The organism is Arthrobacter sp. 10L424, from assembly GCF_056395325.1.
In genome coordinates this window covers 183,479-206,188 of sequence record NZ_JBFTJH010000002.1, presented here as the reverse complement: position 1 = coordinate 206,188, position 22,710 = coordinate 183,479, and the positions used below count along the sequence as shown (strand labels likewise).

21 protein-coding genes and 1 tRNA gene are annotated in these 22,710 nt (G+C 68.0%); 13 read left to right on the top strand and 9 right to left on the bottom strand.

Features of this window, described 5'->3' with window-relative positions:
* Nucleotides 1-9: 9 nt before the first annotated feature.
* Nucleotides 10-1,212, top strand: a complete 1,203-nt coding sequence (locus AC1DC5_RS04130; protein ID WP_476864295.1) for a fatty acid desaturase family protein — start codon at nucleotides 10-12, stop codon at nucleotides 1,210-1,212.
* A 226-nt stretch (nucleotides 1,213-1,438) separates the two neighbouring features.
* Here AC1DC5_RS04130 and AC1DC5_RS04125 read toward each other — a convergent pair whose 3' ends face one another.
* The 6 genes from AC1DC5_RS04125 to AC1DC5_RS04100 all read right to left on the bottom strand — a co-directional run bounded on the left by AC1DC5_RS04125 (nucleotide 1,439) and on the right by AC1DC5_RS04100 (nucleotide 9,030).
* The gene (locus AC1DC5_RS04125) at nucleotides 1,439-2,074 is read right to left on the bottom strand and encodes a class I SAM-dependent methyltransferase (RefSeq protein WP_476864294.1); all 636 of its coding nucleotides are present in this window, start codon (nucleotides 2,072-2,074) and stop codon (nucleotides 1,439-1,441) included.
* A gap of 16 nt (nucleotides 2,075-2,090) precedes the next feature.
* Nucleotides 2,091-4,220 carry a heavy metal translocating P-type ATPase gene (locus tag AC1DC5_RS04120; RefSeq protein ID WP_476864293.1) on the bottom strand — a complete coding sequence of 710 codons (2,130 nt, stop codon included), beginning with the start codon at nucleotides 4,218-4,220 and terminating at the stop codon, nucleotides 2,091-2,093.
* Nucleotides 4,221-4,305: 85 nt separating this feature from the next.
* The gene (locus AC1DC5_RS04115; protein ID WP_476864292.1) at nucleotides 4,306-5,784 is read right to left on the bottom strand and encodes a multicopper oxidase family protein; all 1,479 of its coding nucleotides are present in this window, start codon (nucleotides 5,782-5,784) and stop codon (nucleotides 4,306-4,308) included.
* Nucleotides 5,784-6,101 carry an SHOCT domain-containing protein gene (locus tag AC1DC5_RS04110; protein ID WP_476864291.1) on the bottom strand — a complete coding sequence of 106 codons (318 nt, stop codon included), beginning with the start codon at nucleotides 6,099-6,101 and terminating at the stop codon, nucleotides 5,784-5,786. Before AC1DC5_RS04110 ends, AC1DC5_RS04115 begins: the two co-directional genes overlap by 1 nt.
* Nucleotides 6,102-6,445: 344 nt before the next feature.
* A complete protein-coding gene (gene radA, locus AC1DC5_RS04105) occupies nucleotides 6,446-7,819 on the bottom strand; it encodes a DNA repair protein RadA (protein WP_476864290.1) in 1,374 nt (457 codons plus the stop codon).
* Between the two features lie 83 nt (nucleotides 7,820-7,902).
* The gene (locus tag AC1DC5_RS04100; protein ID WP_441406049.1) at nucleotides 7,903-9,030 is read right to left on the bottom strand and encodes an FUSC family protein; all 1,128 of its coding nucleotides are present in this window, start codon (nucleotides 9,028-9,030) and stop codon (nucleotides 7,903-7,905) included.
* Between the two features lie 253 nt (nucleotides 9,031-9,283).
* Here AC1DC5_RS04100 and pstS point away from each other — a divergent pair, with 253 nt between their 5' ends.
* The 4 genes from pstS (at nucleotide 9,284) to pstB (ending at nucleotide 13,430) form a co-directional block, all read left to right on the top strand.
* The gene (gene pstS / locus AC1DC5_RS04095; protein WP_476864289.1) at nucleotides 9,284-10,402 is read left to right on the top strand and encodes a phosphate ABC transporter substrate-binding protein PstS; all 1,119 of its coding nucleotides are present in this window, start codon (nucleotides 9,284-9,286) and stop codon (nucleotides 10,400-10,402) included.
* Between the two features lie 150 nt (nucleotides 10,403-10,552).
* Nucleotides 10,553-11,485: a phosphate ABC transporter permease subunit PstC gene (pstC, locus tag AC1DC5_RS04090; protein WP_441406047.1), complete on the top strand. Its 933-nt coding sequence runs from the start codon at nucleotides 10,553-10,555 to the stop codon at nucleotides 11,483-11,485.
* Nucleotides 11,486-12,595, top strand: coding sequence for a phosphate ABC transporter permease PstA (gene pstA / locus AC1DC5_RS04085; protein WP_441406046.1), 1,110 nt, complete (start codon nucleotides 11,486-11,488; stop codon nucleotides 12,593-12,595). It begins immediately after the preceding gene.
* 55 nt (nucleotides 12,596-12,650) lie between these two features.
* Nucleotides 12,651-13,430, top strand: a complete 780-nt coding sequence (pstB, locus tag AC1DC5_RS04080; RefSeq protein ID WP_441406045.1) for a phosphate ABC transporter ATP-binding protein PstB — start codon at nucleotides 12,651-12,653, stop codon at nucleotides 13,428-13,430.
* Between the two features lie 79 nt (nucleotides 13,431-13,509).
* Here pstB and AC1DC5_RS04075 read toward each other — a convergent pair whose 3' ends face one another.
* Both AC1DC5_RS04075 and AC1DC5_RS04070 read right to left on the bottom strand, forming a co-directional pair.
* Nucleotides 13,510-14,526 carry an inorganic phosphate transporter gene (locus tag AC1DC5_RS04075; protein WP_441406044.1) on the bottom strand — a complete coding sequence of 339 codons (1,017 nt, stop codon included), beginning with the start codon at nucleotides 14,524-14,526 and terminating at the stop codon, nucleotides 13,510-13,512.
* Between the two features lies 1 nt (nucleotide 14,527).
* Nucleotides 14,528-15,145: a DUF47 domain-containing protein gene (locus AC1DC5_RS04070; protein WP_441406043.1), complete on the bottom strand. Its 618-nt coding sequence runs from the start codon at nucleotides 15,143-15,145 to the stop codon at nucleotides 14,528-14,530.
* Between the two features lie 345 nt (nucleotides 15,146-15,490).
* On the opposite strand from AC1DC5_RS04070, the gene arsB reads away from it, so the two are divergent.
* From arsB to AC1DC5_RS04045, 5 genes are all read left to right on the top strand, one after another.
* Nucleotides 15,491-16,588: an ACR3 family arsenite efflux transporter gene (gene arsB / locus AC1DC5_RS04065; RefSeq protein ID WP_441406042.1), complete on the top strand. Its 1,098-nt coding sequence runs from the start codon at nucleotides 15,491-15,493 to the stop codon at nucleotides 16,586-16,588.
* 26 nt (nucleotides 16,589-16,614) lie between these two features.
* Nucleotides 16,615-17,034: an arsenate reductase ArsC gene (locus tag AC1DC5_RS04060; protein WP_441406041.1), complete on the top strand. Its 420-nt coding sequence runs from the start codon at nucleotides 16,615-16,617 to the stop codon at nucleotides 17,032-17,034.
* Between the two features lie 10 nt (nucleotides 17,035-17,044).
* Nucleotides 17,045-18,019 (top strand): thioredoxin-disulfide reductase, encoded by a 975-nt coding sequence (gene trxB / locus AC1DC5_RS04055; RefSeq protein ID WP_441406040.1) that lies wholly within the window; start codon nucleotides 17,045-17,047, stop codon nucleotides 18,017-18,019.
* A 194-nt stretch (nucleotides 18,020-18,213) separates the two neighbouring features.
* A complete protein-coding gene (locus tag AC1DC5_RS04050) occupies nucleotides 18,214-19,599 on the top strand; it encodes an FAD-dependent oxidoreductase (protein WP_441406039.1) in 1,386 nt (461 codons plus the stop codon).
* A gap of 104 nt (nucleotides 19,600-19,703) precedes the next feature.
* Nucleotides 19,704-20,126 (top strand): arsenate-mycothiol transferase ArsC, encoded by a 423-nt coding sequence (locus tag AC1DC5_RS04045; RefSeq protein WP_441406038.1) that lies wholly within the window; start codon nucleotides 19,704-19,706, stop codon nucleotides 20,124-20,126.
* A 378-nt stretch (nucleotides 20,127-20,504) separates the two neighbouring features.
* Here the strand turns inward: AC1DC5_RS04045 and AC1DC5_RS04040 are convergent, their stop codons facing one another.
* Nucleotides 20,505-21,161 (bottom strand): hypothetical protein, encoded by a 657-nt coding sequence (locus tag AC1DC5_RS04040; RefSeq protein WP_441406037.1) that lies wholly within the window; start codon nucleotides 21,159-21,161, stop codon nucleotides 20,505-20,507.
* A gap of 235 nt (nucleotides 21,162-21,396) precedes the next feature.
* Here AC1DC5_RS04040 and AC1DC5_RS04035 point away from each other — a divergent pair.
* The 3 genes from AC1DC5_RS04035 to AC1DC5_RS04025 all read left to right on the top strand — a co-directional run bounded on the left by AC1DC5_RS04035 (nucleotide 21,397) and on the right by AC1DC5_RS04025 (nucleotide 22,657).
* Nucleotides 21,397-21,469 (top strand) — tRNA-Lys (locus tag AC1DC5_RS04035).
* A gap of 124 nt (nucleotides 21,470-21,593) precedes the next feature.
* Nucleotides 21,594-22,034 carry a VOC family protein gene (locus AC1DC5_RS04030; protein ID WP_476864472.1) on the top strand — a complete coding sequence of 147 codons (441 nt, stop codon included), beginning with the start codon at nucleotides 21,594-21,596 and terminating at the stop codon, nucleotides 22,032-22,034.
* 113 nt (nucleotides 22,035-22,147) lie between these two features.
* Nucleotides 22,148-22,657, top strand: a complete 510-nt coding sequence (locus AC1DC5_RS04025) for a MarR family winged helix-turn-helix transcriptional regulator (RefSeq protein WP_476864288.1) — start codon at nucleotides 22,148-22,150, stop codon at nucleotides 22,655-22,657.
* Nucleotides 22,658-22,710: the final 53 nt, after the last annotated feature.

Genomic DNA, 22,710 nt, shown 5'->3' with positions numbered 1-22,710 from the left:
ACCCACAGCATGACGATTGTTTCCGACAAGCCCGACGTTTCCGAGGACGCTCCCCAAGGCGCTGACGACTCTGCCAAGGCGCCTGCTGCCGTGAAAACGCGGCGCGGCGCCCTGGCCGAGACCGGCAGCCCCACCGTCCGGCCGCCCGCCGCAGCGCACCTCTCCGACGAGCAGGTCGCCGAACTGGGCCGCGAACTCGACGCCATCAAGGACGACATCCTTGCCAAGCGCGGAGCATCTGACGCCGCCTACATCCGCCGCATGATCAAGATCCAGCGCGGCCTGGAGATTTCCGGCCGCGCCACGCTTCTGGTCAGCAAGCACAAGGCCGCCTGGGTTGCCGGGACCACGCTGCTCAGCCTGGCGAAGATCCTGGAAAACATGGAGCTTGGACACAACATCCTGCACGGCCAGTGGGACTGGATGCGGGACCCGGACATCCACTCCACCACCTGGGAGTGGGACTTCGTGACCCCGGCACGCTCCTGGCAGCACACCCACAACGATCTGCACCACCGCTGGACCAACGTCGTCGGCAAGGACAACGACGTCGGATACAACCTCCTGCGGATGGACGCGGAGCAGGAATGGAAGCCGTTCAACCTGGGCAACCCGGTCTATAACGCCCTGCTGGCCCCGGTCTTCGAATGGGGCATCGCGATCTACGATCTCGAGCTGAACGACTACAAGGAGGGCAACAAGTCCAAGGAAGCCCTCACCAAGGACCTCAAGGCCCTCGGCCGCAAGGCCCTCACACAGTTCACCAAGGACTACGCCGCCACGCCCGCCGTCGCCATGCTGACCGGCTCCGGCAAGCAGGCGCTCTACGGCACCCTGACGGCCAACGCGGTCCGCAATGTGTGGGCCCACGCGGTGATCTTCTGCGGACACTTCCCCGAGGGCACGGACACCTTCACCGAGGAAATGGTCGAAGGCGAGACCCGCGGCGACTGGTACGTCCGGCAGATGATCGGCTCCGCCAACATCTCCGGCTCCAAGTTCATGCACCTGATGACCGGCAACCTCTCGCACCAGATCGAGCACCACCTCTTCCCGGACATTCCGTCCAACCGCTACGCCGAGGTGGCACCGAAGGTGCAGGAAATCTGCCGGCGCTACGGCCTGCCCTACACCACGGGACCCATCTGGAAGCAGGTCGGCTCCACCTGGGCCAAGGTCTTCAAGCTGGCACTGCCGCCCAAAAAGGCCTAAGCACCGGGCCCACAAGGTTGGAATGATTGACGCAAGGGGCGTCTGCCATCGCGGCAGGCGCCCCTTTCGCGTGGCGTCGTGCGTTAGCCGACGCTCCTGCCCAGTTACCTGCCGTGGGCGGTCCCGACGGCAGCGGAAAACCCCGGAAATCCGGGCCGCAGAAAACCGGTGGGCCGAGGTAGCCGGGGAGGAACGTCGCGCGGAGGCGTCACAGCGGGGGCGGCGCTCAGGGTTTGCTGGCAAGTCCCAGAACGTGGGCCAGCCGCGGGTTGCCGGGGAGGACCGAAAAGCCGAACCGCTCCAGGTCCTGCACCGTGAAGCCGGCCCCGGCGATCGCGGCCGGGGTGTCGCGGTTGGGGTGGCATCCGCCTGCCATCCGGCTCCATAGAGGGGTGAGCAGGTCCTCGGCGGCCGCCAGCACCGGGTGGGCCGAGCGGACATGTTCATAGAACAGCAGCAGGCCGCCCGGCCGCAGGACCCGGGCCATTTCCGCCAGGACGACGGACTGGTCCGCCACGCTGCACAGCACCAGGCTGGAGACTACGACGTCGACTGAGGTGTCCGCCGCCGGCAGTGATTCAGCCACGCCGTCTTCCACGGTGACAGGCACCCGCGCCCGGCCGGCAGCGGCCCGGGCCAGCTCCCGGAGCAAGGGGTCCGGTTCGATGGCCAGCACGCCCGTCACAGCGGCCGGGTAGAACGGAAACGTCGCACCGTAACCCGCCCCGATTTCGACGACGACGCCGTGCGCCGCTGCCACGAGCCGCCGTCGGTGGTCCGCCGCCCCGCGGGCGTCCATCCGCGGGCCTACCCGCGCATAGGATCTCCCGAATGATGACTCGCGCGGACTGCTCTCAGGCACGGGTGTTTCCTTCCGGTCAGCCGGCGTCGGCCGGGTTGAGTTTGAGGCCCCGCAGCAGCTGGGCGTTGAGGGCCACCACGATCGTGGAGGCGGACATCAGCACGGCGCCGGCGGCGGGGGAGAGGACGATCCCGGCGAAGGCCAGGACGCCGGCGGCCAGCGGCACGGCGATGATGTTGTAGCCCGTGGCCCACACGAGGTTCTGCCACATTTTCCGGTAGCTTGCCCGGGACAGGTCCACCATGGACAGCACAGCCCGGGGGTCGTTCCCGGCAAGGACCACACCGGCGGACTCCACCGCGACGTCGGTTCCGCCGCCGATCGCGATTCCCACCTCGGCCCGGGCCAGGGCGGGGGAGTCGTTGACCCCGTCCCCCACCATCGCCACCCTGAGGCCGCGGGCCTGGAGTTCGGCCACTTTCTTGTCCTTGTCCGCGGGGAGGACCTCGGCAAAGACCTCGTCGATCTTCAGTTCGGCGGCCACGGCCCGGGCTACCTGCCGGGCATCGCCGGTGATCATGGCAACCTTGATGCCGCGGCGCTGCAGGGCCGCGACGGCCTGGCGGGATTCCGGCCGGACCGCGTCCTCAAGGCTCACGGCGCCAATCACGGCGCCACGGTCCACCACATGGAGCACCGCGGCGCCGCGCTCCCGCCAGTCGGCCGTGACGGAGGCCAGCTCCGGCGGTTCCGCCGTCCCGAGCTCCCGGAGCAGTGCCGGACCGCCCACCCGGACGGTCCGGCCGCCGACCGTGGCACGGACGCCGCGGCCGGTCAGGGAGGTGAAATCGCTCGCTCCCGGGACCGGCAGACCGCGCCCGCGGGCGGCGGCCACAATGGCGCGGGCCACCGGGTGCTCGCTGTCCGACTCCGCCGCGGCAGCCAGCGCGAGCAGCCCGTCGCCGTCGGTCCCTTCGGCGACGGCAACGCCCTTAAGTTCCGGCTGGCCCTTGGTCAGGGTCCCCGTCTTGTCGAACAGCACGACGTCGACCGTCCGCATCCGCTCGAGCGCCATCCGGTCCTTGATCAGCACACCGGCCCGGGCCGCCCGCTCCGTGGAAATCGCGATGACCAGCGGGATGGCCAGGCCCAGGGCGTGCGGGCAGGCGATCACCAACACCGTCACGGTGCGCTCCACGGCGTCGGGCACACTGCCCAGCAGCGTCCAGGCGATAAACGTGAGAACGCCGGCGCCGGCGGCGAAGTAGAACAGGAAGGCGGCGGCGCGGTCGGCGAGGGCCTGCGCCCGCGAGGAGGAGGCCTGCGCTTCGGCCACGAGCCGCTGGATCCCGGCCAGGGCGGTGTCCTCGCCGGTAGCTGTTACCTGAACCCGGAGGCTGTTGTCCGTGGCGATGGTCCCCGCCACCACCGGATCGCCGGGGGCGCGCAGGACGGTCTTGGACTCGCCCGTGATCATGGACTCGTCGAATTCGGCCCGCCCCTGGGTCACGGTTCCGTCCGCCGGCATCCGGCCTCCGGAGCGGACCAGGATGGTGTCGCCGCTCCGGAGCTCGGCCACGCTCACCGTCTCCGTTCCGGAACCGGTGATGCGCTCGGCCTCGTCCGGGAGCAGCGCCGCGAGGGCATCCAGGGCGCCCCGGGCCGAGCCGAGGGCGCGCATTTCGAGCCAGTGCCCCAGGAGCATGATGTCGACAAGGAGTGCCAGCTCCCACCAGAAGTCGAGAGCGAATCCGCCGATCCCCAGTGTGGTCGCCCACGAGGCGGTGAACGCCACCGTGATGGCCATGGCGATCAGCAGCATCATTCCCGGTTTCCGGGTTTTCACCTCATTGAGGCCGCCCTTGAGGAAGGGCTGGCCGCCGTAGAAGAAAATGACGGTTCCCAGCACGGGAGGAATCCAGGCTGAGCCGGGGAAGACGGGAGGTTCGTAGCCGAGCAGATCCCCGAACATGGGGCTGAAGAAGACCACCGGGACGGCCAGGGCCAGGGTCAGCCAGAACCTGTGCCTGAACATTGCCACACTGTGCCCGGCGTGCTGGCCGTGGCTGTGAACGAGGTGCTCGTCGTCCATCTGGCGGGCCGGGCCGGCGTCGGGCATGCCGTGCGGCTGATGCCCGCCGTGTCCTGCCGGCGCGGAGGCCAGTTGCTGGCCGTCCGGCGTGTGGCTGCCGTGCCGGTGTTCCATGATGCGCTCCCAGGGAGATTCATCGTTTGTTCAGGATCAGCCCACCATACCCCTGGGGGGTATGTCTGGCAAGAGGTTCCGCCGGTCAGCGGACCTCGATCACGCCCATCATGCCCAGGTCCTCGTGGTCCAGGACGTGGCAGTGGTACGCAGAGCGGCCGCTGAAGTCGCGGAACGAGATCCTGACCGTGGCGCGCCCGTTCGCCCGCACGTTCACGACGTCCCGCAGGTCCACGGATTCCACTACCCGGCCGTTGTCCTCGATGACCTGCATCGGCCACACATGCAGATGGAAGGGATGGTCCATGGGGCTGGTGTTGATCAGCGTCCATTCCTCGACCGACCCGGCCGCCACGACCGTGTCCGTGCGGGCCTCGCTGTATTCACGGCCGTTGATGGTGAACCGCATGCCTCCCATGCCACCGCCCATGCCTCCCGGGCCGCCGCCCATGGCGAGGAGCAGCTGCCGGCGGGCGGCCACAGGTGCGGAGCGGAGGTCCTCCTGGGCCCGCCTGGCAGTAACGGCGCCGGGCGGTGCCCCGGGTTCGCCGTCCACCCGGACGACCGCCAAGGCGCCCGTGCCTCTGGCGGGGAGCCGTCCCTGCCCCATCATTCCCGGCATCCCACCACGGTTGTAGGGGAGGGCCAGCAGGACCGATTCGCCGGCGGCGGCCGTCATCAGCAGGTCCGCACGGTTGCCCGGCGCCAGCAGGAGTTCGCTGACGGTCTCCGGATCGGGGGACCGTCCCGAGTCCAGGCCCAGCAACTGCAGCTGCTGGCCGTCCAGCCGGAGCCGGACAAAGCGGGCAACACAGGCGTTGACGATCCGCCACCTCTCCCGTTCGCCGGGGCGGGCGGTCAGGAGCGGAGTGCTTTGACCGTTGAGCAGGAGCAGTTCACCTTCCCGGCCCCCCATGCGTTCCATCGGCGACACCGTGGCGATGTTCCCGGCACCGTCCAGGGTGGTGTCCGAGACGACCAGAACCCGTTCCCTGCTCACGGGGATGTCCTCCGGATCCTCAACGATGATGGCCCCAAAAAGCCCCGCGAAGATCTGCCCCGCAACTGTGCCGTGGTGGTGCGGGTGGTACCAGTACACGCCCGGCGGGTGGTCCGGTGGCAGCCGGTAGCTGTAGTCGAAACCCTCTCCGGGCCTGACCGCCACGAACACGTTGTCGCCGTTGGCCTGGGGCGACACGTGCAGGCCATGGACGTGCAGGTTCGTCGGCCCGTCGAGGCTGTTCACGAGGCGGATGGCGAGCTCGTCGCCCGGCCGCAGGCGGAGCGTGGGCCCCGGGACGGTGCCGTTGTAGCAGAAGGCTCCCGCCCGGCGGCCGCCGAGTACCACCTGCCCGGGGGCGGCCTCAAGGGTGAGCGCCAGCCTGCCGTCCGCGCTGCGGAGTTCCGGGGGGCCGTGCAGCCCGGAATCTTCCGCGGGAAGCGTGCCGCCGGTCGGCTGCTGCGTGGAAGCCAGGGACCACCACAGCCCCGCGCCGCCTGCCACCGTTGCCGCCGTGCCCAGGCCGCCCAGGAGAAGGGCATCGCGGCGGCTGATCGGCCGCACTACGGCTCCTCGCCGAGCACTTTCAAGTTCTCGCGGTATTGTTCCGCGGTGAGCTCGCCCCGCGCGAAGCGCTCATCCAGGATCAGGCGGGCCCGGCTCTTGCCGCCCGGAATGCCGGGGCCGCCCGGGGGAGTCCCCTGCGGGCCGTAGGGCGGGGCGCCGTAGGGGCCGGTCCCTCCCGGTTGGGCGGGGCCTCCGCGGCTGGTTCCGCCGGTGAACAGCCGGACCGCAAGCAGCACCAGCACCGCGATCCCGACCAGCAGCAGCAGACCCCAGAGCCACATCAGGCCCAAGCCGTCCCAATTGCGTCCCATCATGGCCAGTTCCCTTCGCCCGTGACCGTTTAGTCCCTTTAGGCAATGGTCTTCCGGATACCCGGCGGGGGATAGGGTCATAAGTCGCCATCCGGGACGCCGGCCGACGTTCGTTCCCAGTTACCCGGCGAGTTTCCCGGCTTTGCGCACCGAGGCGCGCGGAAAGCCGCGGATGTCCGCCGCGGGCAGGCACCGGCCTGCGGAGTAACTGGGAAGGAACGTCGGGGTGGGCCCCGAAGTAACTGGGAAGAAACGTCGGGCTGGCCGCAACGTAACTGGGAATGGACGTGAGTTGGAAGGACCAGCCGGACAGGACCGCGACGCCGAAGCAGCGGGCTATGAAGGCCTCAGCTGATCAGCAGTCCCAGCGCCTCGGCCAGGTGCCCAACCTCGCGCACCGAGAAGCCCGCAGGCACCGGGCCGGGGCCGTTCGGGCTCGCGGGGACCACGGCGTGGGTGAACCCCAGCCGGTGGGCCTCCTGGATGCGCTGGTTGATGCCGGGCACCGGGCGGACTTCTCCGGCCAGACCCACTTCGCCGAACGCGATGAGCCGCTGCGGCAGGGGTTTCTTGGACTTGGCCGACGCCACGGCCAGCGCGACGGCCAGGTCCGTCGCCGGCTCGCTGAGCTTCACGCCGCCCACGGTCGCCACGTAGGAATCGTCCTTGCTCAGGAGGCAGCCGGCCCGCTGCTGGAGGACCGCCAAGAGCATGGCCACCCGGGAACTGTCCAGCCCGCTGGTTGCCCGGCGCGGCTGGGAGCTGGCGCTTTCGGCCAGCAGGGACTGCACCTCCGCGAGCAGGGGCCGGCGTCCCTCGAGGGTCACCGTGATGCAGGTGCCGGACACGGGCTCCTTGGTCCGGGAGACGAACAGCCCGCTCGGGTCGGCCAGGCCCACGATGCCGTCCTCGTTCAGGTCGAAGCAGCCGACGTCGTCGGTGGGGCCGTACCGGTTCTTGACCGCCCGCAGCAGCCTCAGGCGGGAGTGGCGCTCGCCCTCGAACTGGCACACCACGTCCACGAGGTGCTCGAGCAGCCGGGGGCCGGCGATGGAGCCGTCCTTGGTCACGTGGCCCACCAGCAACGTGGTCATGTTGCGGCGTTTAGCCGCGGCAATCAGGGAGGCCGCCACCTCACGGACCTGCGAAACTCCGCCGGCGCTGCCTTCGACGTCGGCGCTGCTCAGCGTCTGCACGGAGTCCACGATCAGCAGGCGCGGCTCTAGCTTCTCCACCTGGCCCAGGGCCTGGCCGAGGTCCGTTTCGGCGGAGAGGTACAGGGATTCGGCGACGGCGTCGATCCGGTCCGCGCGGAGCTTGACCTGAGCGGCGGATTCCTCCCCGGTGATGTAGAGGACGTCCTGCGCGGTGCGGGCAAACTTGGCCGCGACGTCGAGCAGCAGGGTCGACTTGCCGACGCCGGGTTCGCCCGCCAGCAGGATCACGGCGCCGGGAACCAGGCCGCCGCCGAGGACGCGGTCCAGTTCGTCCACGCCGGTGGGCAGGAAAGCCGCGGTGGTGGCGTCGACCTCGGAAATCCGGCGGGCCGGCTCCAGCACGGTGGCGGCCGCCGTCGTGCGTGCCACGGCGCCGCCGGTTTCCTCCACGCTGCCCCAGGCCTGGCACTCGCCGCAGCGGCCCACCCACTTGGCCGTGGTCCAGCCGCACTCGGCGCATTTATAGCCCGGCGCCTTGGTGGCCCGGGAAGTCTTGGTAGCCATTGCTCCACCCTATCCGCGCCCAGCGACAACCTTGCGCCGGCCCGGCGCCGGCCAGACGCGCCGCGGACGCGGCGCAGCGGAAGCTACAGCGGCGGCAGGATGTCGCGGGCCTCCGAGGAGTCCACCCCGGCTGCCTCCAGCAGGTCGACCATCAGCGGACGGAACAGCATGACCACGGTCTCGCCCTCCAGCCGCTGCACGTCCAGCAGCCGCGGATGCAGCCGGCCGGCGATTTCCCGCAGTTCCGTCCGGGCCGTCCGCAGGTGGGCGCGGCGGACGCCGTCGTGCACTTCCGCCAGGCCCAGGGAGAGCTCGTCGACGGCGTCGGCCGTGTCCTGCAGGACGTCGGCGATGTTCTGGGTGGCCTCATCGGACAGCGCCGCATGGTTGATGGCGCTGGTCAGGCGCCGGGCAAAGACCCGGCTGTTGCGCAGCGCGAGGTCAATGTAGTCCAGCGACTGCTCCATCTGGTCCAGTTCCTCCCGGTGCCGCCGGTGGGCCGGCGCCAGCGTGGCCACCTCACCGGAGGCCCGCAGGGACTGCCGCATGGCATCAACCAGCGGCTGGCAGTTCCGCCCCCGGATGAGCGCGTGCCAGGCCTGGGTGGAGTCGCTGTAGCTCAGCGCGGAGGCGCACTCGCGCAGCACCTCTGCGAGCTCGTGCAGGAGCTTCTTGACGTCGTTGCGGGGTTCACGCCGCGGGTCCTTCGGGACCAGGATCGTCACCAGCAGGGCGAACACGCCGCCCACGATCGCATCGATGCTGCGGGTGAACGGCCCCCCGGCCGGCGCCGGCAGGAGCACCACCAGCACGGACTGCAGCCCCAGCTGGGTGGTGAAGATCGTGCCGCTGTCCAGGAAGCGCGCCAGCAGGATGGAGAACAGGAGAACGACGGCGGCCTGCCAGATTCCGGAGCCCAGCCAGTGCAACAGCAGGTCGCCGACCACGATGCCGATGGTGCAGCCCAGGCCAACCTCGATCACGCGGCGCAGCCGGGGGTCCCGGGAAAAGCCCAGGGCAATCAGGGAGGACGTAGCGGCGAACAGCGGGCCGCTGTGGCCCAGGACGTACTCGGCAAACGCGTAGGCGCCGACGGCGCAGCCGGTCATCTGGATGGCGGGCCCCAGGGAGTTCCGGCTACGGACCAGGCCGGTGCGGACCCGTCCGCGCAGGAATCGGGCACTTGCTGAGAGTCCGGGGGCGGGGGCCATGCGCTCCAGTCTATTTGTTTGTTCCTCGTGCGCAGGCCGCGCCACAATCCCTACGGACGTGACGCAGGTAACGCAAGAGGAACCCGGCGGATGTAAGCCAATGTCCCGGCGTCGTTAACCCTTCGTTTACCTTGGACCGGCATTCTCTTCATCTGGGGCACTTACCTTCAGTAAAGGTACAAACCGTACGCATCCCCTGCCCGGCCTTCTCCGGCCCGGCACGCATAGAAAATCCCTGGAAGGGGTACATCTAGTGAAGGCACTCCGCTTCGGCCGCCACGCGGCAATCGCTGTCATCGCAGCCGGCGCTCTCGCGCTGACCGCCTGTGGTTCTGACAACGCAACGGGCACCGCCCCCGCAACCGCCACGGCATCGGGACCCAAGGTCACCGGCACCCTGACGGGTATCGGCGCCTCATCGACCGGTGCGGCGATGGACGCCTGGAAGGCCGGCTTCACCGCCGCCAACCCGGGAGCAACGGTTCAGTACTCCCCGGACGGCTCCGGCGCCGGCCGGAAGGCGATCATCGACGGCTCGGCCCAGTTCGCCGGCTCCGATGCCTACCTGAAGGACGAGGAAGTTGTCAGCTCGCAGGCCAAGTGCGGCCCCGAAGGCGCCCTCAACATCCCCGTCTACATCTCCCCGATCGCGGTGGCCTTCAACCTGCCCGACGTCAAGGAACTGAAGCTCGACGCCGCCATCGTCGCCAAGATCTTCCGCGGTGAAATCGCGAAGTGGAACGATCCCGCGATCGCCGCCCTGAACGCCGGCGTCACGCTCCCGGATCTGGCCGTCACCCCGGTCAACCGCTCCGATGACTCCGGCACCACGACCAACTTCACGGAGTACCTGGCCGCCGCAGCTCCCGAGGTATGGACGGACAAGGCCGCCGGCATCTGGCCTGCAACCCTCCAGGGTGAGAACGCCAAGGGCACCTCCGGTGTGGTCAAGACCGTCACCGACACCCCGGGCGCCGTGACCTACGCGGATGACTCCGCCGTGAGCGGCAAGCTGGGCGTCGCGCAGATCAAGGTCGGCTCCGAATTCGTGACGATCTCGGCCGATGCTGCCGCCAAGGCTGTCGAGGCCGGCAAACCGGTTGAAGGCCGCTCGGCCAACGATGTCGCGATCAAGCTGGACCGCACGACCACCGTGGCCGGCGCCTACCCGGTTGTCCTGGTTTCCTACCACGTCGTCTGCAGCACCTACGCTGACCAGAAGACCGTGGACCTGGTCAAGGCTTTCGAAAACTACGTAGTCTCCGAGGCAGGCCAGAAGACCGCGGCCGATGCCGCCAAGTCCGCCCCGCTGTCCAAGACCCTCCAGGACAAGGCCATCGCGGCCATCGAGTCCATCAAGGTCAAGTCCTAGGGATTACCTTCCGCCGCAAGGCATAGTGGAAACACCAGCCTGACCCAGGTTCCCTGTTCCGGTCAGACGGTCACCGACCGTCCGCCCGGGGCAGGGAACCTGAGCGTTTTGTCCGAAGTACCAAAAGATTCGAAGCCGAAGGACCCTGAAGTGACCACCACCTCCCTGACCTCGTCACGGGGCGCAGGCCGCGCCGGAGACAAAGTCTTTTCCGGAGCCACCCTGGCCGCAGGGTGCCTCATCCTGGCCGTGCTCTTCGGAGTGGCGCTGTTCCTCGTAGTCCAGGCATTCCCCGCCCTCACGGCCTCTCCTGACAAGATCAAGGGCGGCGAAGGGTTCTTCGCCTACATCTGGCCGATCGTGATCGGCACGCTCATCGCGGCCACGATCGCCCTGGTGATCGCCACTCCGATCGCTATCGGCGTCGCACTGTTCATCTCGCACTTCGCCCCGCGGCAGCTCGCCTCCGGCCTCGGCTACGTCGTCGATCTGCTCGCCGCCATCCCCTCCGTGGTCTATGGAGCCTGGGGCGCGGCGTTCCTGGCCAAGGAAATCTCGCCGGCCTACAACTGGCTGGCCGGCAACATGGGCTGGCTGCCGATCTTCCAGGGCCCGGCCTCCGCCACCGGCAAGACCATCCTGACCGCGGGAATCGTACTGGCCGTCATGGTCCTGCCCATCATCACCTCCCTGACCCGCGAGATCTTCCTGCAGACCCCCAAGCTGCATGAGGAAGCCTCCCTGGCGCTGGGAGCCACGCGGTGGGAAATGATCAAGATGGCGGTACTGCCGTTCGCCCGCCCCGGAATCGTCAGCGCCGTCATGCTGGGCCTTGGCCGCGCATTGGGCGAGACCATGGCTGTTGCGCTGGTACTGTCCTCCGGCGCCCTCACCGCGAGCCTGATCCAATCCGGCAACCAGACCATCGCCGCCGAGATTGCGCTGAACTTCCCTGAGGCCAGCGGGCTTCAGGTCAGCACCCTGATCGCGGCAGGCCTGGTCCTGTTCGTGATCACCCTCGGCGTGAACATGATTGCCCGGTGGATCATCACCCGGCACAAAGAATTCTCGGGAGCCAACTAAATGACCGCCACCCTGACCCCCGTCAAGAAGCGCTCGGCCCTCACCAAGGGCCAGCTGCCCAAATGGGCCCCTTACGCAGTCCTGGGCCTGGCCCTGATCCTCGGTGCCGCCGTCATGGCCCTGATCGGCTTCAACGCCTTCGGCTGGGGCATCGTCTCTGCCATTCTTTTCACGGCCGGCCTTGTCGGCTGGAGTGCCGCCGCCGAGGGCAGCCGCAAGGCCAAGGACAAACTGGCCACGTGCCTCGTCGTCGGTTCGTTCCTGGTTGCCCTGCTGCCGCTGATCTCCGTGATCTGGACAGTGCTCGTGAACGGCCTTCCCGGACTCACCGACCCGGGTTTCCTGTCCACGTCGATGAACGGCGTCACCGGAGCCTTCGACAACAAGAGTGTCGAGGAAGGCGCGCCGGTGGTCGGCGGCATCTTCCACGCACTGATCGGCACCCTGCTGATCACCGCGGTCGCGACGGTCATCTCGGTGCCCGTCGGCCTGCTGACCGCCATTTACCTGGTGGAGTACGGCAACGACCGCCCGCTGGCCCGCTCCATCACCTTCTTCGTGGACGTCATGACCGGCATCCCCTCGATCGTGGCCGGCCTGTTCGCTGCGGCCTTCTTCTTCGCCGTCATGGGGCCGGGCACCAAGACGGGTGCCGTCGCCGCCGTCGCGCTGTCCGTGCTGATGATTCCCGTGGTGGTCCGCTCCAGTGAGGAAATGCTGAAGATCGTCCCCAACGAACTCCGCGAGGCGGCCTACGCCCTCGGTGTGCGCAAGTGGCGGACCATCCTCAAGGTGGTCATCCCGACGGCGATCTCCGGCATCGCATCGGGCGTCACCCTGGCGATCGCCCGCGTGATCGGTGAGACCGCGCCGATCCTGGTCACCGCCGGCTTCGCGACGTCGATCAACTACAACGTGTTCAGCGGCTGGATGGCCTCGCTGCCCACGTTCATCTACACGCAGATCCTCAACCCGACGTCACCGTCGAACCCGGACCCGTCCTCCATGCGTGCCTGGGGCGCGGCCCTGGTCCTCATCATCCTGGTGATGCTGCTCAACCTGATTGCCCGCCTGATAGCCCGCATGTTCGCCCCCAAGACCGGCCGCTAGCCCGGTTTCGGAACCCCCACTCTTCAGCCCGTACCCCAGCAAGTGAAGGAACATCATGTCTAAGCGCATCGACGTCAAAGACCTGAACGTCTACTACAGCAAATTCCTGGCCGTCGAAGACGTCAACATCAACATCGAAGCCAAGTCCGTCACCGCCTTCATCGGCCCGTCCGGCTGCGGCAAGTCCACGTTCCTGCGCACCCTGAACCGCATGCACGAGGTCATCCCCGGCGCCCGGGTCGAGGGCGAGGTGCTCCTCGACGGCGACAACCTTTACGGGCCCGGCGTCGATCCGGTGACGGTCCGCTCGCAGATCGGCATGGTGTTCCAGCGCCCCAACCCGTTCCCCACCATGTCCATCCGGGACAACGTGCTGGCCGGCGTGAAGCTCAACAACCAGAAGATGTCCAAGGGCGAGGCCGATGCCCTTGTGGAGCGCTCACTGCGGGGCGCCAACCTGTGGAACGAGGTCAAGGACCGCCTCGCGAAGCCCGGCTCCGGCCTGTCCGGCGGCCAGCAGCAGCGGCTCTGCATCGCACGCGCCATTGCGGTGGAACCCCAGGTCATCCTGATGGACGAGCCCTGCTCCGCCCTGGACCCGATTTCCACGCTTGCCATTGAGGACCTCATCAATGAGCTCAAGGACCAGTACACCGTGGTGATCGTGACCCACAACATGCAGCAGGCCGCCCGGGTATCCCAGAAGACTGCCTTCTTCAACATCGCGGGCACCGGGCAGCCGGGCAAGCTGATCGAGTACGGCGAAACCCACACCATGTTCAGCAACCCGACCCAGAAGGCCACCGAGGACTACGTCTCCGGCCGCTTCGGATAGGCGCTACTGCTCATCGATTGCTCCGTAGGCGCCCTTTTGAACCCTCAAAAGGGCGCCTACGGAGCAATGGGCGTGTCTCTTAGAGCTCCGCGAGCGGTGACAGGGCCAGGGCCAGCACGAACGCCGCCGCCGCGGTGACTATCGGCGTGAGGACCCAGAACAAAAGCACTCCGATCACCACTTTCCGGTTGGTGTCGGGGAAACGCTGGTTGGATCCGGACCCCAGTACGGCCGAGGTGACCGTGTGTGTGGTGGAGATGGGCAGGTGGAGCCCGATCGCGCCCACCAGCAGCATGACGGAGCTGAGCAGCTGTGCCAGGGAGCCGCGCAACGGATCCATCCGGATCAGCCGGTAGCCGATGGTGTAGGAAATCCGCCAACCTCCGGCCAACGTCCCGGCGGTCAGAAGAACCGCGGTGAACACGGCCACCCAGACCGGCAGTTCTCTGACGTCGGACAGCCCCGACGCCAGCAGGGCCAGGATCAGGACGGCGCTGGTCCGCTGGCCGTCCTGCAGGCCGTGGGCGAAGGCCACGGCGCCCGCCGCGATGCTCTGGCCACGCCGCGACCGGCTGTTGACGACATTCGGCGGCGTGTACCGCGCAGCCCAGGTTGCAGGCCAAACCAGCAGATAGGCGCCGGCGAAGGCCAGCGCCGGTGAGAGCAGCAGCGGGAGCACCACCTGGAAAAGCAGAGACGTGTCGACGCCGCCCACGGCATTTCCGCCGACGGCGACGCTGGCGACGCCCGCCCCGGCCAGCCCGCCGACCAGCGCGTGGGTCGACGACGACGGGATGCCCCGCCACCACGTGTAGATGCCCCAGAGCACGGCACTGACAAGGCCGGCTATCAGGATGGCCAGCCCGTTTTCGCCGGCGGGGAGCTGCACCCACGTCCGGCTCACGGCGAGGGCCAGGGCGGCGCTGAGCCCGGCGCCAACAAAGTTGAAGAACCCCGCCAGCAGCACCGCAACTGTGGGGGTGAGGGCGCGGGTCCGCACCGCCAGCGCCACCGACGCCGAGGCATCCCTGAAACCGTTCAGGAAGGCGAATGCCCCGGCGAGGATGACCACCAGGGCAAACAGGAAGATGGTCACGTCAGGATTCCTTGACGATGATGCTGCCCACCTGGGTTGCGATCCGGCGCATGTCCCTGGTGACGCCCACCAGTTCGTCGGCGATGTCCCTGGTGCGGGCGTACCGCGCCGCCTTCATTTCATTGAGCATGTCCGCCACCCAGACCCGGTGCGACCGTTCTGCGCGCTTGGAGAGGCGGAGGATCTCGATCCAGTAGTCCTCAAGATCGTCCAGGTTGTCCAGATTGCGCATGGCGTCCACTGTGAGCTCCGCCTGCCGGCTGATGATTTCCAGCTGGTCGGCGGCGCGTTTGGGCAGACGGTCCAGCTTGTAGAGCGACACCAGCTCGGCGGCGGCATCGAGTTTCTCCATCGCCTCGTTGAGGTACCGGGACAGGGCATACATGTCCTCGCGGGGGAGCGGGCTCACGAAGGTGGTCCGCATATGCGTCAGCAGGGCAAAATGCAGCTCCGCGCACTTCGCCTCGTGGTTGTGCATGTCCTCCACCAGCCGCTCGTTCTCGCTGGCGGGCGCGCCGAGGATCTCCGACAGGGTGCCCGTAGCGAGCACAATCTGGCGTGCCAGCTGGGCAAGGAGGTTCAGCCCGGCGGGCTCCTGGGGGAAAAGGCGCAGCTTCACGTGTGATTACCGGTCTTTGGGAGGGAGGTGCACGGGTGTTGTGTGCCGGGCGTGTGAGGTGATGAAGACCCGTGCATGGGGCTTACTTTACCGTCCGGACTGAGAGCGCCGGGAAGGCGCCCGGGCGGCCTCCGGAATATGACGGCGGGCCGGTCGGTCGGGCAGGCGCCCGGTCACTGGCGGGCCCCAGACCGGATGGTGCGCAGCAGGCTTCGTCGAGGGCCTGCACAACAGTGGCAAAGAATTCATGGGCCTACTTGGCGCACAGATTGACAATCGTCGATATAGTTGGAAATACTTCATATCGACAAGCATCAATCTAAAGCTGAGCAGCACAGGAGTCCCGTGAGCATCCAGACTGATCCATCGCCCACCCTGAAGGGTGAATCTGCCGGCGTCGGAAAACTCTCCACCCTGGACCGTTTCCTGCCGGTATGGATCATCGCCGCCATGGTCCTGGGGCTGCTCCTGGGCAGCTTCATCCCTGGCCTGAACACCGCCCTCGAGGCAGTCAAGGTCGGCGAGGTCTCGCTGCCAATAGCCATCGGGCTGCTGGTGATGATGTACCCGGTGCTGGCCAAGGTCCGCTACGACCAGGCGCACCGCGTCGTTGGGGACCGCAAGCTTATGGTCACGTCCCTGGTGTTGAACTGGGTCCTCGCGCCGGCATTCATGTTCGCCCTGGCCTGGATCTTCATCCCGGACCTGCCCGAGTACCGCACGGGCCTGATCATCGTGGGCCTGGCCCGCTGCATCGCCATGGTGATGATCTGGAACGACCTTGCCTGCGGCGACCGTGAAGCGGCGGCCGTGCTGGTGGCCATCAACTCCGTCTTCCAGGTCATCGCGTTCGGCGCGCTCGGCTGGTTCTACCTGCAGCTCCTGCCGTCCTGGCTGGGCCTGCCCACCACCAGCGCGGACTTCTCCTTCTGGGCCATCACCGCCTCGGTCCTGGTATTCCTTGGAATCCCGCTGCTGGCCGGATTCCTCACCCGCACCCTTGGCGAAAAGGCAAGGGGCCGGGACTGGTACGAAGGCACGTTCCTGCCGAGGCTTGGCCCCTGGGCACTCTACGGCCTGCTCTTCACCATCACGCTGTTGTTCGCCCTGCAGGGCGGAACCATCACCTCCCGGCCGCTCGACGTCGTCCGGATCGCCCTGCCGCTCCTGGTCTACTTCCTCGTCGTGTTTGGCGCAGGGATGCTGATCGGCAAGTGGCTGGACCTCGGCTACGCAAAAACCACCACACTCGCCTTCACCGCCGCCGGCAACAACTTCGAACTCGCCATCGCCGTGGCGATCGGCACCTTCGGAGTCACGTCCGGGCAGGCGCTGGCCGGCGTCGTCGGCCCCTTGATCGAAGTTCCCGTTCTTGTTGCACTGGTTTACGTGGCACTCTGGGCCCGCAAACGCTACTTCACCGCCAGCTCGCTTTCGATCTGACCTCAACAAACTTCAGGAGAAACCCCGTGACCGCCGAATCCGCCAAGAAGCCCTCCGTCCTGTTCGTCTGCGTCCACAACGCCGGCCGCTCCCAGATGGCGGCCGCGTTCCTCACCACCCTGGGCGAGGGCCGAATCGAGGTCCGCTCCGCCGGCTCGCAGCCAGCCGACAAGGTCAACCCGGCCGCCGTCGAGGCCATGGCCGAACTGGGAATCGACATGTCCGCCGAGATCCCCAAGATCCTCACCACCGAGGCCGTCAAGGAATCCGACGTCGTTATCACCATGGGCTGCGGCGACACCTGCCCGATCTTCCCGGGCAAGCGCTACGAGGACTGGGAACTCGAGGACCCGGCCGGCCAGGGAGTCGAGTCCGTCCGCCCCATCCGCGACGACATCAAGGCCCGCATCGAGGACCTGATCGCGTCCCTCACGCCCGCCAAATAGGAGCACGGCCATGACTGAACAGCTGATCATCATCGGGTCCGGCCCCGCCGGCTACACCGCGGCGATCTACGCCGCGCGAGCCGGGCTCAAGCCGCTCGTCCTCGCCGGGGCGGTCACTGCCGGGGGTGCCCTGATGAACACCACCGAGGTGGAAAACTTTCCCGGCTTCCCCGGCGGCATCCAGGGCCCCGAGCTCATGGACGGGCTCCAGCAGCAGGCCGAGAAATTCGGCGCGCAGGTGGTGTTCGACGACGTCACCGAAGTGACGCTCACCGGGCACCTCAAGCGCGTGGTCACCGGCGCCGGAGAGACGCACGAGGCGCCCGCCGTCATCCTCGCCACCGGCTCCGCCTATAAGGAACTTGGCCTGCCCGAGGAGAAGAAGTTCAGCGGCCACGGGCTCTCCTGGTGTGCCACCTGCGACGGCTTCTTCTTCCGCGACCAGGACATAGTCGTCGTCGGCGGCGGCGACTCGGCCATGGAGGAAGCGACCTTCCTGACCCGGTTCGGGAAGTCCGTCACGGTGGTGGTCCGCAAAGGAGAGCTCCGGGCCTCCCGGATCATGGCGCAGCGCGCCAAGGACAACCCCAAGATCAGCTTCGCGTGGAACTCCGCCGTCACGGCCATCCACGGGAACGGCAAGGTCACCGGCGTCACCCTGACCGACACCCGCACCGGCGAAACCCGGGAACACGCCGCCACCGGCATCTTCGTCGCGATCGGCCACGTCCCGCGGACCGAACTGCTGCACGGCCAGGTGGACCTCGACGCCGAGGGCTACATCAAGGTGGATTCCCCGACCACCGTCACCAACCTCTCCGGGGTCTTCGCCTGCGGGGACGCCGTGGACCACCGCTACCGGCAGGCCATCACCGCCGCCGGCACCGGCTGCGCCGCCGCCCTGGACGCCGAACGCTACCTCGCCGCACTCGACGACGCCGACAGCATCGCCACGGCCCTCGTCGAGGAACCCACCCACTCCTGACCCCCGCAGAGGAAAGGAGGTGAGCTGAATGGATGCCGGCTGCTGCACCGACTCGACCTGCACCGACGCCAGCCAGGACTGCTGCGACAGCGACCTGGACTGCTGCTGAGCACCACCGCCGCTTGCCGGTCCCACAAGGACCGGCAGGCACCCGCTAATAACCGCCCACCCCACCGGATGAACCAGAGGAAACCATGGATGTAGCCACCAACCTTCCCGTAGCTGTCATCGGAGCCGGGCCAATCGGCCTCGCCGCAGCGGCGCACCTGCTCGAGCGCGGCCTGGAGCCGCTCATCTTCGAGGCGGGCCCGACGGCGGGCGCCGCCATCGAGCAGTGGCGCCACATCCGACTGTTCTCTCCGTGGCGGTTCAACATCGATGCCGAGGCCGTCCGCCTGCTCGAAGCCGCCGGCTGGGAATTACCCCGCCCCACCGCCCTGCCCTACGGCGGGGAACTGATCGATAACTACCTCGCCCCGCTGGCCGCGCTCCCGGCCATCAGCTCAAAGCTGCAGACCGGCGCCCGGGTCATCGCCGTGACCCGGGCCGGGATGGATAAGACCCACACCCGCAACCGCGAGACCACCCCGTTCACCGTCCGGGTCGAGCACGCGGACGGAGAAGTCCGCGACCACGCCGCGGCAGGTGTCATTGACGCCTCCGGCACCTGGTCCACCCGCAACCCGCTGGGCACCTCTGGGCTTCCCGCCATCGGCGAAGACTCCGCGGCGGACCGGATCTCCGCGCCGCTCCCGGACGTCACCGGCCGTGACCGCGCCGCGTTCGCCGGCCGCCGGGTCCTGGTGGTCGGCGCCGGCCACTCCGCCGCCAACACGCTTATAAGCCTCGCCGGCCTGGCCAAGGAAGAACCTGGCACCCGGATCCTCTGGGCCGTCCGCGGCCCGTCCGCCGAGAAGGTCTACGGCGGCGGCGACGCCGACGGACTGCCCGCCCGCGGCCAGCTCGGTGCCCGCCTGCGCCGCCTCGTCGAGGCAGGAACCATTGAACTGCACACCGGATTCGGCATCGGCTCGCTGAAGTCCCTCGCCTCGCGCGTGAGTGTCGAGTCCGTGGACGGGCGGACCCTGGACGCCGACGTCGTCGTTCCGTGCACCGGGTTCCGCCCGGACCTGGACATCCTGCGGGAACTCCGGCTGAACCTGGACCCCGCCGTCGAAGCACCCGTGGAGCTCGGCCCGCTGATCGACCCGGAATTCCATTCCTGCGGCACCGTCCCCCCTCACGGCGCGGCGCTGCTGGCCCACCCGGACAAGGACTTCTACATCGTGGGCATGAAGTCCTACGGCCGGGCGCCCACGTTCCTACTGGCCACCGGCTACGAGCAGGTCCGCTCTGTCGCGGCCGCGCTGGCCGGAGACCGCGAGGCCGCGGACAGGGTCCAGCTCGAGCTGCCGGAGACCGGCGTCTGCTCCTCGGACATCGGCACCAGCTGCGACGTCCCGGCCGCCGCCACCGCGGCTTCCGCCGCCGTAACCTCCGGGGGTTGCTGCGGGGCGCCCGAACCGGTCCTCGTCGGGTTCCCCACCGGGCTGGCCCACGGCCGCTCCGGCGAAAACTGACCAGCCGGGCAGGCGGCCAGGTTCGCGCCTCCGACATCGTCATCACCATGGGCTGCGGCAGCCCTGCTCAGCAACACCGAGGCGGACAAGGAAGAATCAACCGCATGACTGAAACCACGAAAAAGCCCAGCGTCCTGTTCGTCTGCAGCAAGAACGGCGGGAAGTCCCAGCTCGCCGCCGCACTCATGAACCAGCTCGCGGACGGTTCCGTCACGGTGCACTCGGCCGGGACCAAACCCGGCACGTCGCTGAACCCCCAGTCCGTGGACTCGCTGGCGGAACTCGGCATCGACATCACCGGCGAACACCCCAAACCCTTCAGCGACGAAGAACTGAACGCGGCCGACGTCGTCATCGTCCTGGGCAACGAGGCAAAAGTCGAAGCCCCCGAGGGAAAGCGGTTCGAGGTCTGGGACACGGACGAGCCCTCCGAACGCGGCATCGAAGGCATGGAACGCATGCGCCTGGTCCGGGACGACATCAAGGCCCGGGTCCAGAAGCTGTACACGGAGCTCGCCGGGAACTGACCGCAGCCACGGGGCGGCACGAACATGGGCTGCGGTCCGGGGGCACTTTGACACGGACGCGCCGCCGACGCCGAACCCAGGGGCCGGAATTGCGTTCAAAGGCCCCCCGCACGGCTGGCGGCGGTGTCCGGCGGCTGCCCGTACGCACGTTTGCCCGGCATCCAGCCGGCAGCCGGCAGCCGGGCAAAAAAGGGCATGAAAATGGTGCCGAACCGGATACGCCTCTCGGCGGTAGGCCGCTCTAGGCGGCTAAATGTTGAAGCCCGGGGGTTTCGCGGTTCGGCACCGCTTTTAGTTTTCTACGTGGTTGGGGACAAGTCAACATTGACAGTCCGCGGGCGGCATGCGTACCGGGGGGCCGGCGGCATGCCAGGGGGCTCAGTCCAGTTCGCCCAGCCGCCACGCGTTGGCGGCGTGCTCGAGGTCCTCGGCGGTCTTCACGAGGAGATGCGAATTGCGCGTGAGCTTGCTCGCGTGACTCTCGTTGCCGTGTTCTGCGCCGTCGGCGAGGGTGGCCTGGCCCAGCGCCACGACGCGGCAGAACGCGGCGGAACGTTCCAGCGCGACGTCGAAATCGCCGTCGAACGCGCCCGAGAGGATGGCGTCCGCCATCGACTTCATCTCGTCCGCTCCGGGGGGCTCGGCGGCGCCGGCCACCACGTGCGAGACCTGGGCGGTGTCCTTGCCGGCTCTGAAGTACACGGAGATCCGCTCGGGGTCCTGGATGGTGGCGGCACGGAGGGCGTACAGGCGCCAGAGAGCGCCGGGGAGCGAGCGTGCGGGGCTTTCGGCCCACATTTCGGCGATGGCCTCCAGACCCTGTTCGTCGGCGAGCTTCACGAGCCGCTTGGTCACAACCGGGTCATCGCTGTCGCGTCCGCGGCGCACGAGTGCCTGCGCGGCGAGATGGGCGGCCTCGGAGATGCGGGCAGGGTCGGCTCCGCCCGCGAAGGGCTCAAAGTCGATGGGGGCGAAGGCCTTCGGCTTGTGGTGCCGGTGCGGTCCGGGGGCGCTGGATCCTGCTTGCTCGCTCATGCCACCACGCTACTCCAGTGCCGTCGGGGAATCGAGCATACGGCCCGCAGGCCGGAGGCGGCTCCGAAGCCGGAGGCCGGGCCGGCGCCGGAGACCCGCCCGGCGCACGACGGCGGCGTCCGGGCCCGTGCGAAAAACCGGCCGCGGTCTGGGGTACAGTATTAACGTCCAGAAATGGACTGGGCTGATCGGCCCTAAAACAGCGGATTCATCCGCGGTTTCAGGGCATCGGCTGGGGCCTTTAGCTCAGTTGGTAGAGCATCGGACTTTTAATCCGTGGGTCGTGGGTTCGATCCCCACAGGGCCCACTCTTTTAGCGAAGAGTGGGAAAACCCCGGCATCCTGGCGACAGGATGCCGGGGTTTTTTGCGTCCGGCCCCGGTTTGCTCCCGCGTGGGCGTTAGGCGGTCCGTGCGTTCGAGTGTGATCTTGATGCTGGCAGCGATGGCCCGTGCGAAGCTCCGGGGATATCATGCCGTCATGGACGCCCGGCTCTTCGCCTACCTCAGCTACCGAGACGCGCCGGCGGCACTGTCGTGGATGGAGCACGTCGGGTTTTCCTTGGTCCGCCGTCAAGATTCCGGCGCCGGCGAAGTCGCACACGCCGAGGTCCGCATGGGTGACGCCGTCATCATGGTCTCGAGCGCCGATGCGGACTACCAGCGACCCGCACTGATCGGCAGATCCACGGGCGGCGGCCTCTATCTCCTGGTCGATGACGTTGATGACTTCTACCGGAAGGCCTTGTCGGGCGGGGGGAGTGCCGTGATCCCGCCGGAAGAGACGGAGTGGGGCACGCGCAGGGCTAGGGTGCTTGACCCCGAAGGTCAGGAGTGGAGCGCCGGGACTTACGAGCCCGGTGCCAGCTGGTAGGGGCCGCGGCTCAGCTCACCGCAGGCATCTCCGCTCTACCAGGGCCCTGGCGTTACCCGGCCGTCCGCGCAATAGCACGATGGGCTAGTAATCAGTTGGGCTAGGATTGCCGGATGAACGCGAACAGCCACCCCGGCTCCGGGTATTGGTATGGACCCGACGACGGCCTTGACCCGCCCGGCGCCGTCCTCCAGGCCCTGCGTGAGTACCGCATTGTGGAAGTCGCCCGGCGGCGCTCCACCAGAGACTCCATGGGAATGGGCGAGACGGACCTGCTGGCGTTGAGGTACCTGCTTCGCGCCCAGGCTGCCGGCGAGCAGGCGGGACCCAAGGACCTTAGCCGCGTCCTGGGAATCACCACGGCCTCCACCACCTCGTTGATCGACCGGCTCGTAAGCAGTGGACATGTCCGCCGTGAGCCACACCCCACGGACCGGCGCTCGCTGGTGATCGTCCCCACGGCGGCTACGGATGCAGAGGTCCGCGCCACCCTGGGGGAGATGCACCGCAGAATGATGACCGTCGCGGAAGGTCTCAGCAGCGAGGAGGCGAGAACCATAGTCAAGTTCCTGAGGCGCATGAGTGAAGCCATCGCGGAGCCGTCAGCCGACGTCGGAGATTAACCGGCGCGTCAACTAGCTAGTCTGACTAGTTATATGTATGCTTACCAACTATG

Excerpts from the sequence above, each read along its gene's own strand:
- AC1DC5_RS04130 (WP_476864295.1), top strand. The coding sequence starts at position 10 with ATGACGATTGTTTCCGACAAGCCCGACGTTTCCGAGGACGCTCCCCAA.
- AC1DC5_RS04045 (WP_441406038.1), top strand. The coding sequence starts at position 19,704 with ATGACTGAAACCACGAAAAAGCCCAGCGTCCTGTTCGTCTGCAGCAAG.
- AC1DC5_RS04030 (WP_476864472.1), top strand. The coding sequence starts at position 21,594 with ATGCTGGCAGCGATGGCCCGTGCGAAGCTCCGGGGATATCATGCCGTC.
- AC1DC5_RS04025 (WP_476864288.1), top strand. The coding sequence starts at position 22,148 with ATGAACGCGAACAGCCACCCCGGCTCCGGGTATTGGTATGGACCCGAC.
- radA (WP_476864290.1), bottom strand. The coding sequence starts at position 7,819 with ATGGCTACCAAGACTTCCCGGGCCACCAAGGCGCCGGGCTATAAATGC.
- AC1DC5_RS04040 (WP_441406037.1), bottom strand. The coding sequence starts at position 21,161 with ATGAGCGAGCAAGCAGGATCCAGCGCCCCCGGACCGCACCGGCACCAC.
- AC1DC5_RS04050 (WP_441406039.1), top strand. The coding sequence starts at position 18,214 with ATGGATGTAGCCACCAACCTTCCCGTAGCTGTCATCGGAGCCGGGCCA.
- AC1DC5_RS04110 (WP_476864291.1), bottom strand. The coding sequence starts at position 6,101 with ATGATGGGACGCAATTGGGACGGCTTGGGCCTGATGTGGCTCTGGGGT.
- pstB (WP_441406045.1), top strand. The coding sequence starts at position 12,651 with ATGTCTAAGCGCATCGACGTCAAAGACCTGAACGTCTACTACAGCAAA.
- AC1DC5_RS04100 (WP_441406049.1), bottom strand. The coding sequence starts at position 9,030 with ATGGCCCCCGCCCCCGGACTCTCAGCAAGTGCCCGATTCCTGCGCGGA.
- trxB (WP_441406040.1), top strand. The coding sequence starts at position 17,045 with ATGACTGAACAGCTGATCATCATCGGGTCCGGCCCCGCCGGCTACACC.
- pstA (WP_441406046.1), top strand. The coding sequence starts at position 11,486 with ATGACCGCCACCCTGACCCCCGTCAAGAAGCGCTCGGCCCTCACCAAG.
- AC1DC5_RS04120 (WP_476864293.1), bottom strand. The coding sequence starts at position 4,220 with ATGGAACACCGGCACGGCAGCCACACGCCGGACGGCCAGCAACTGGCC.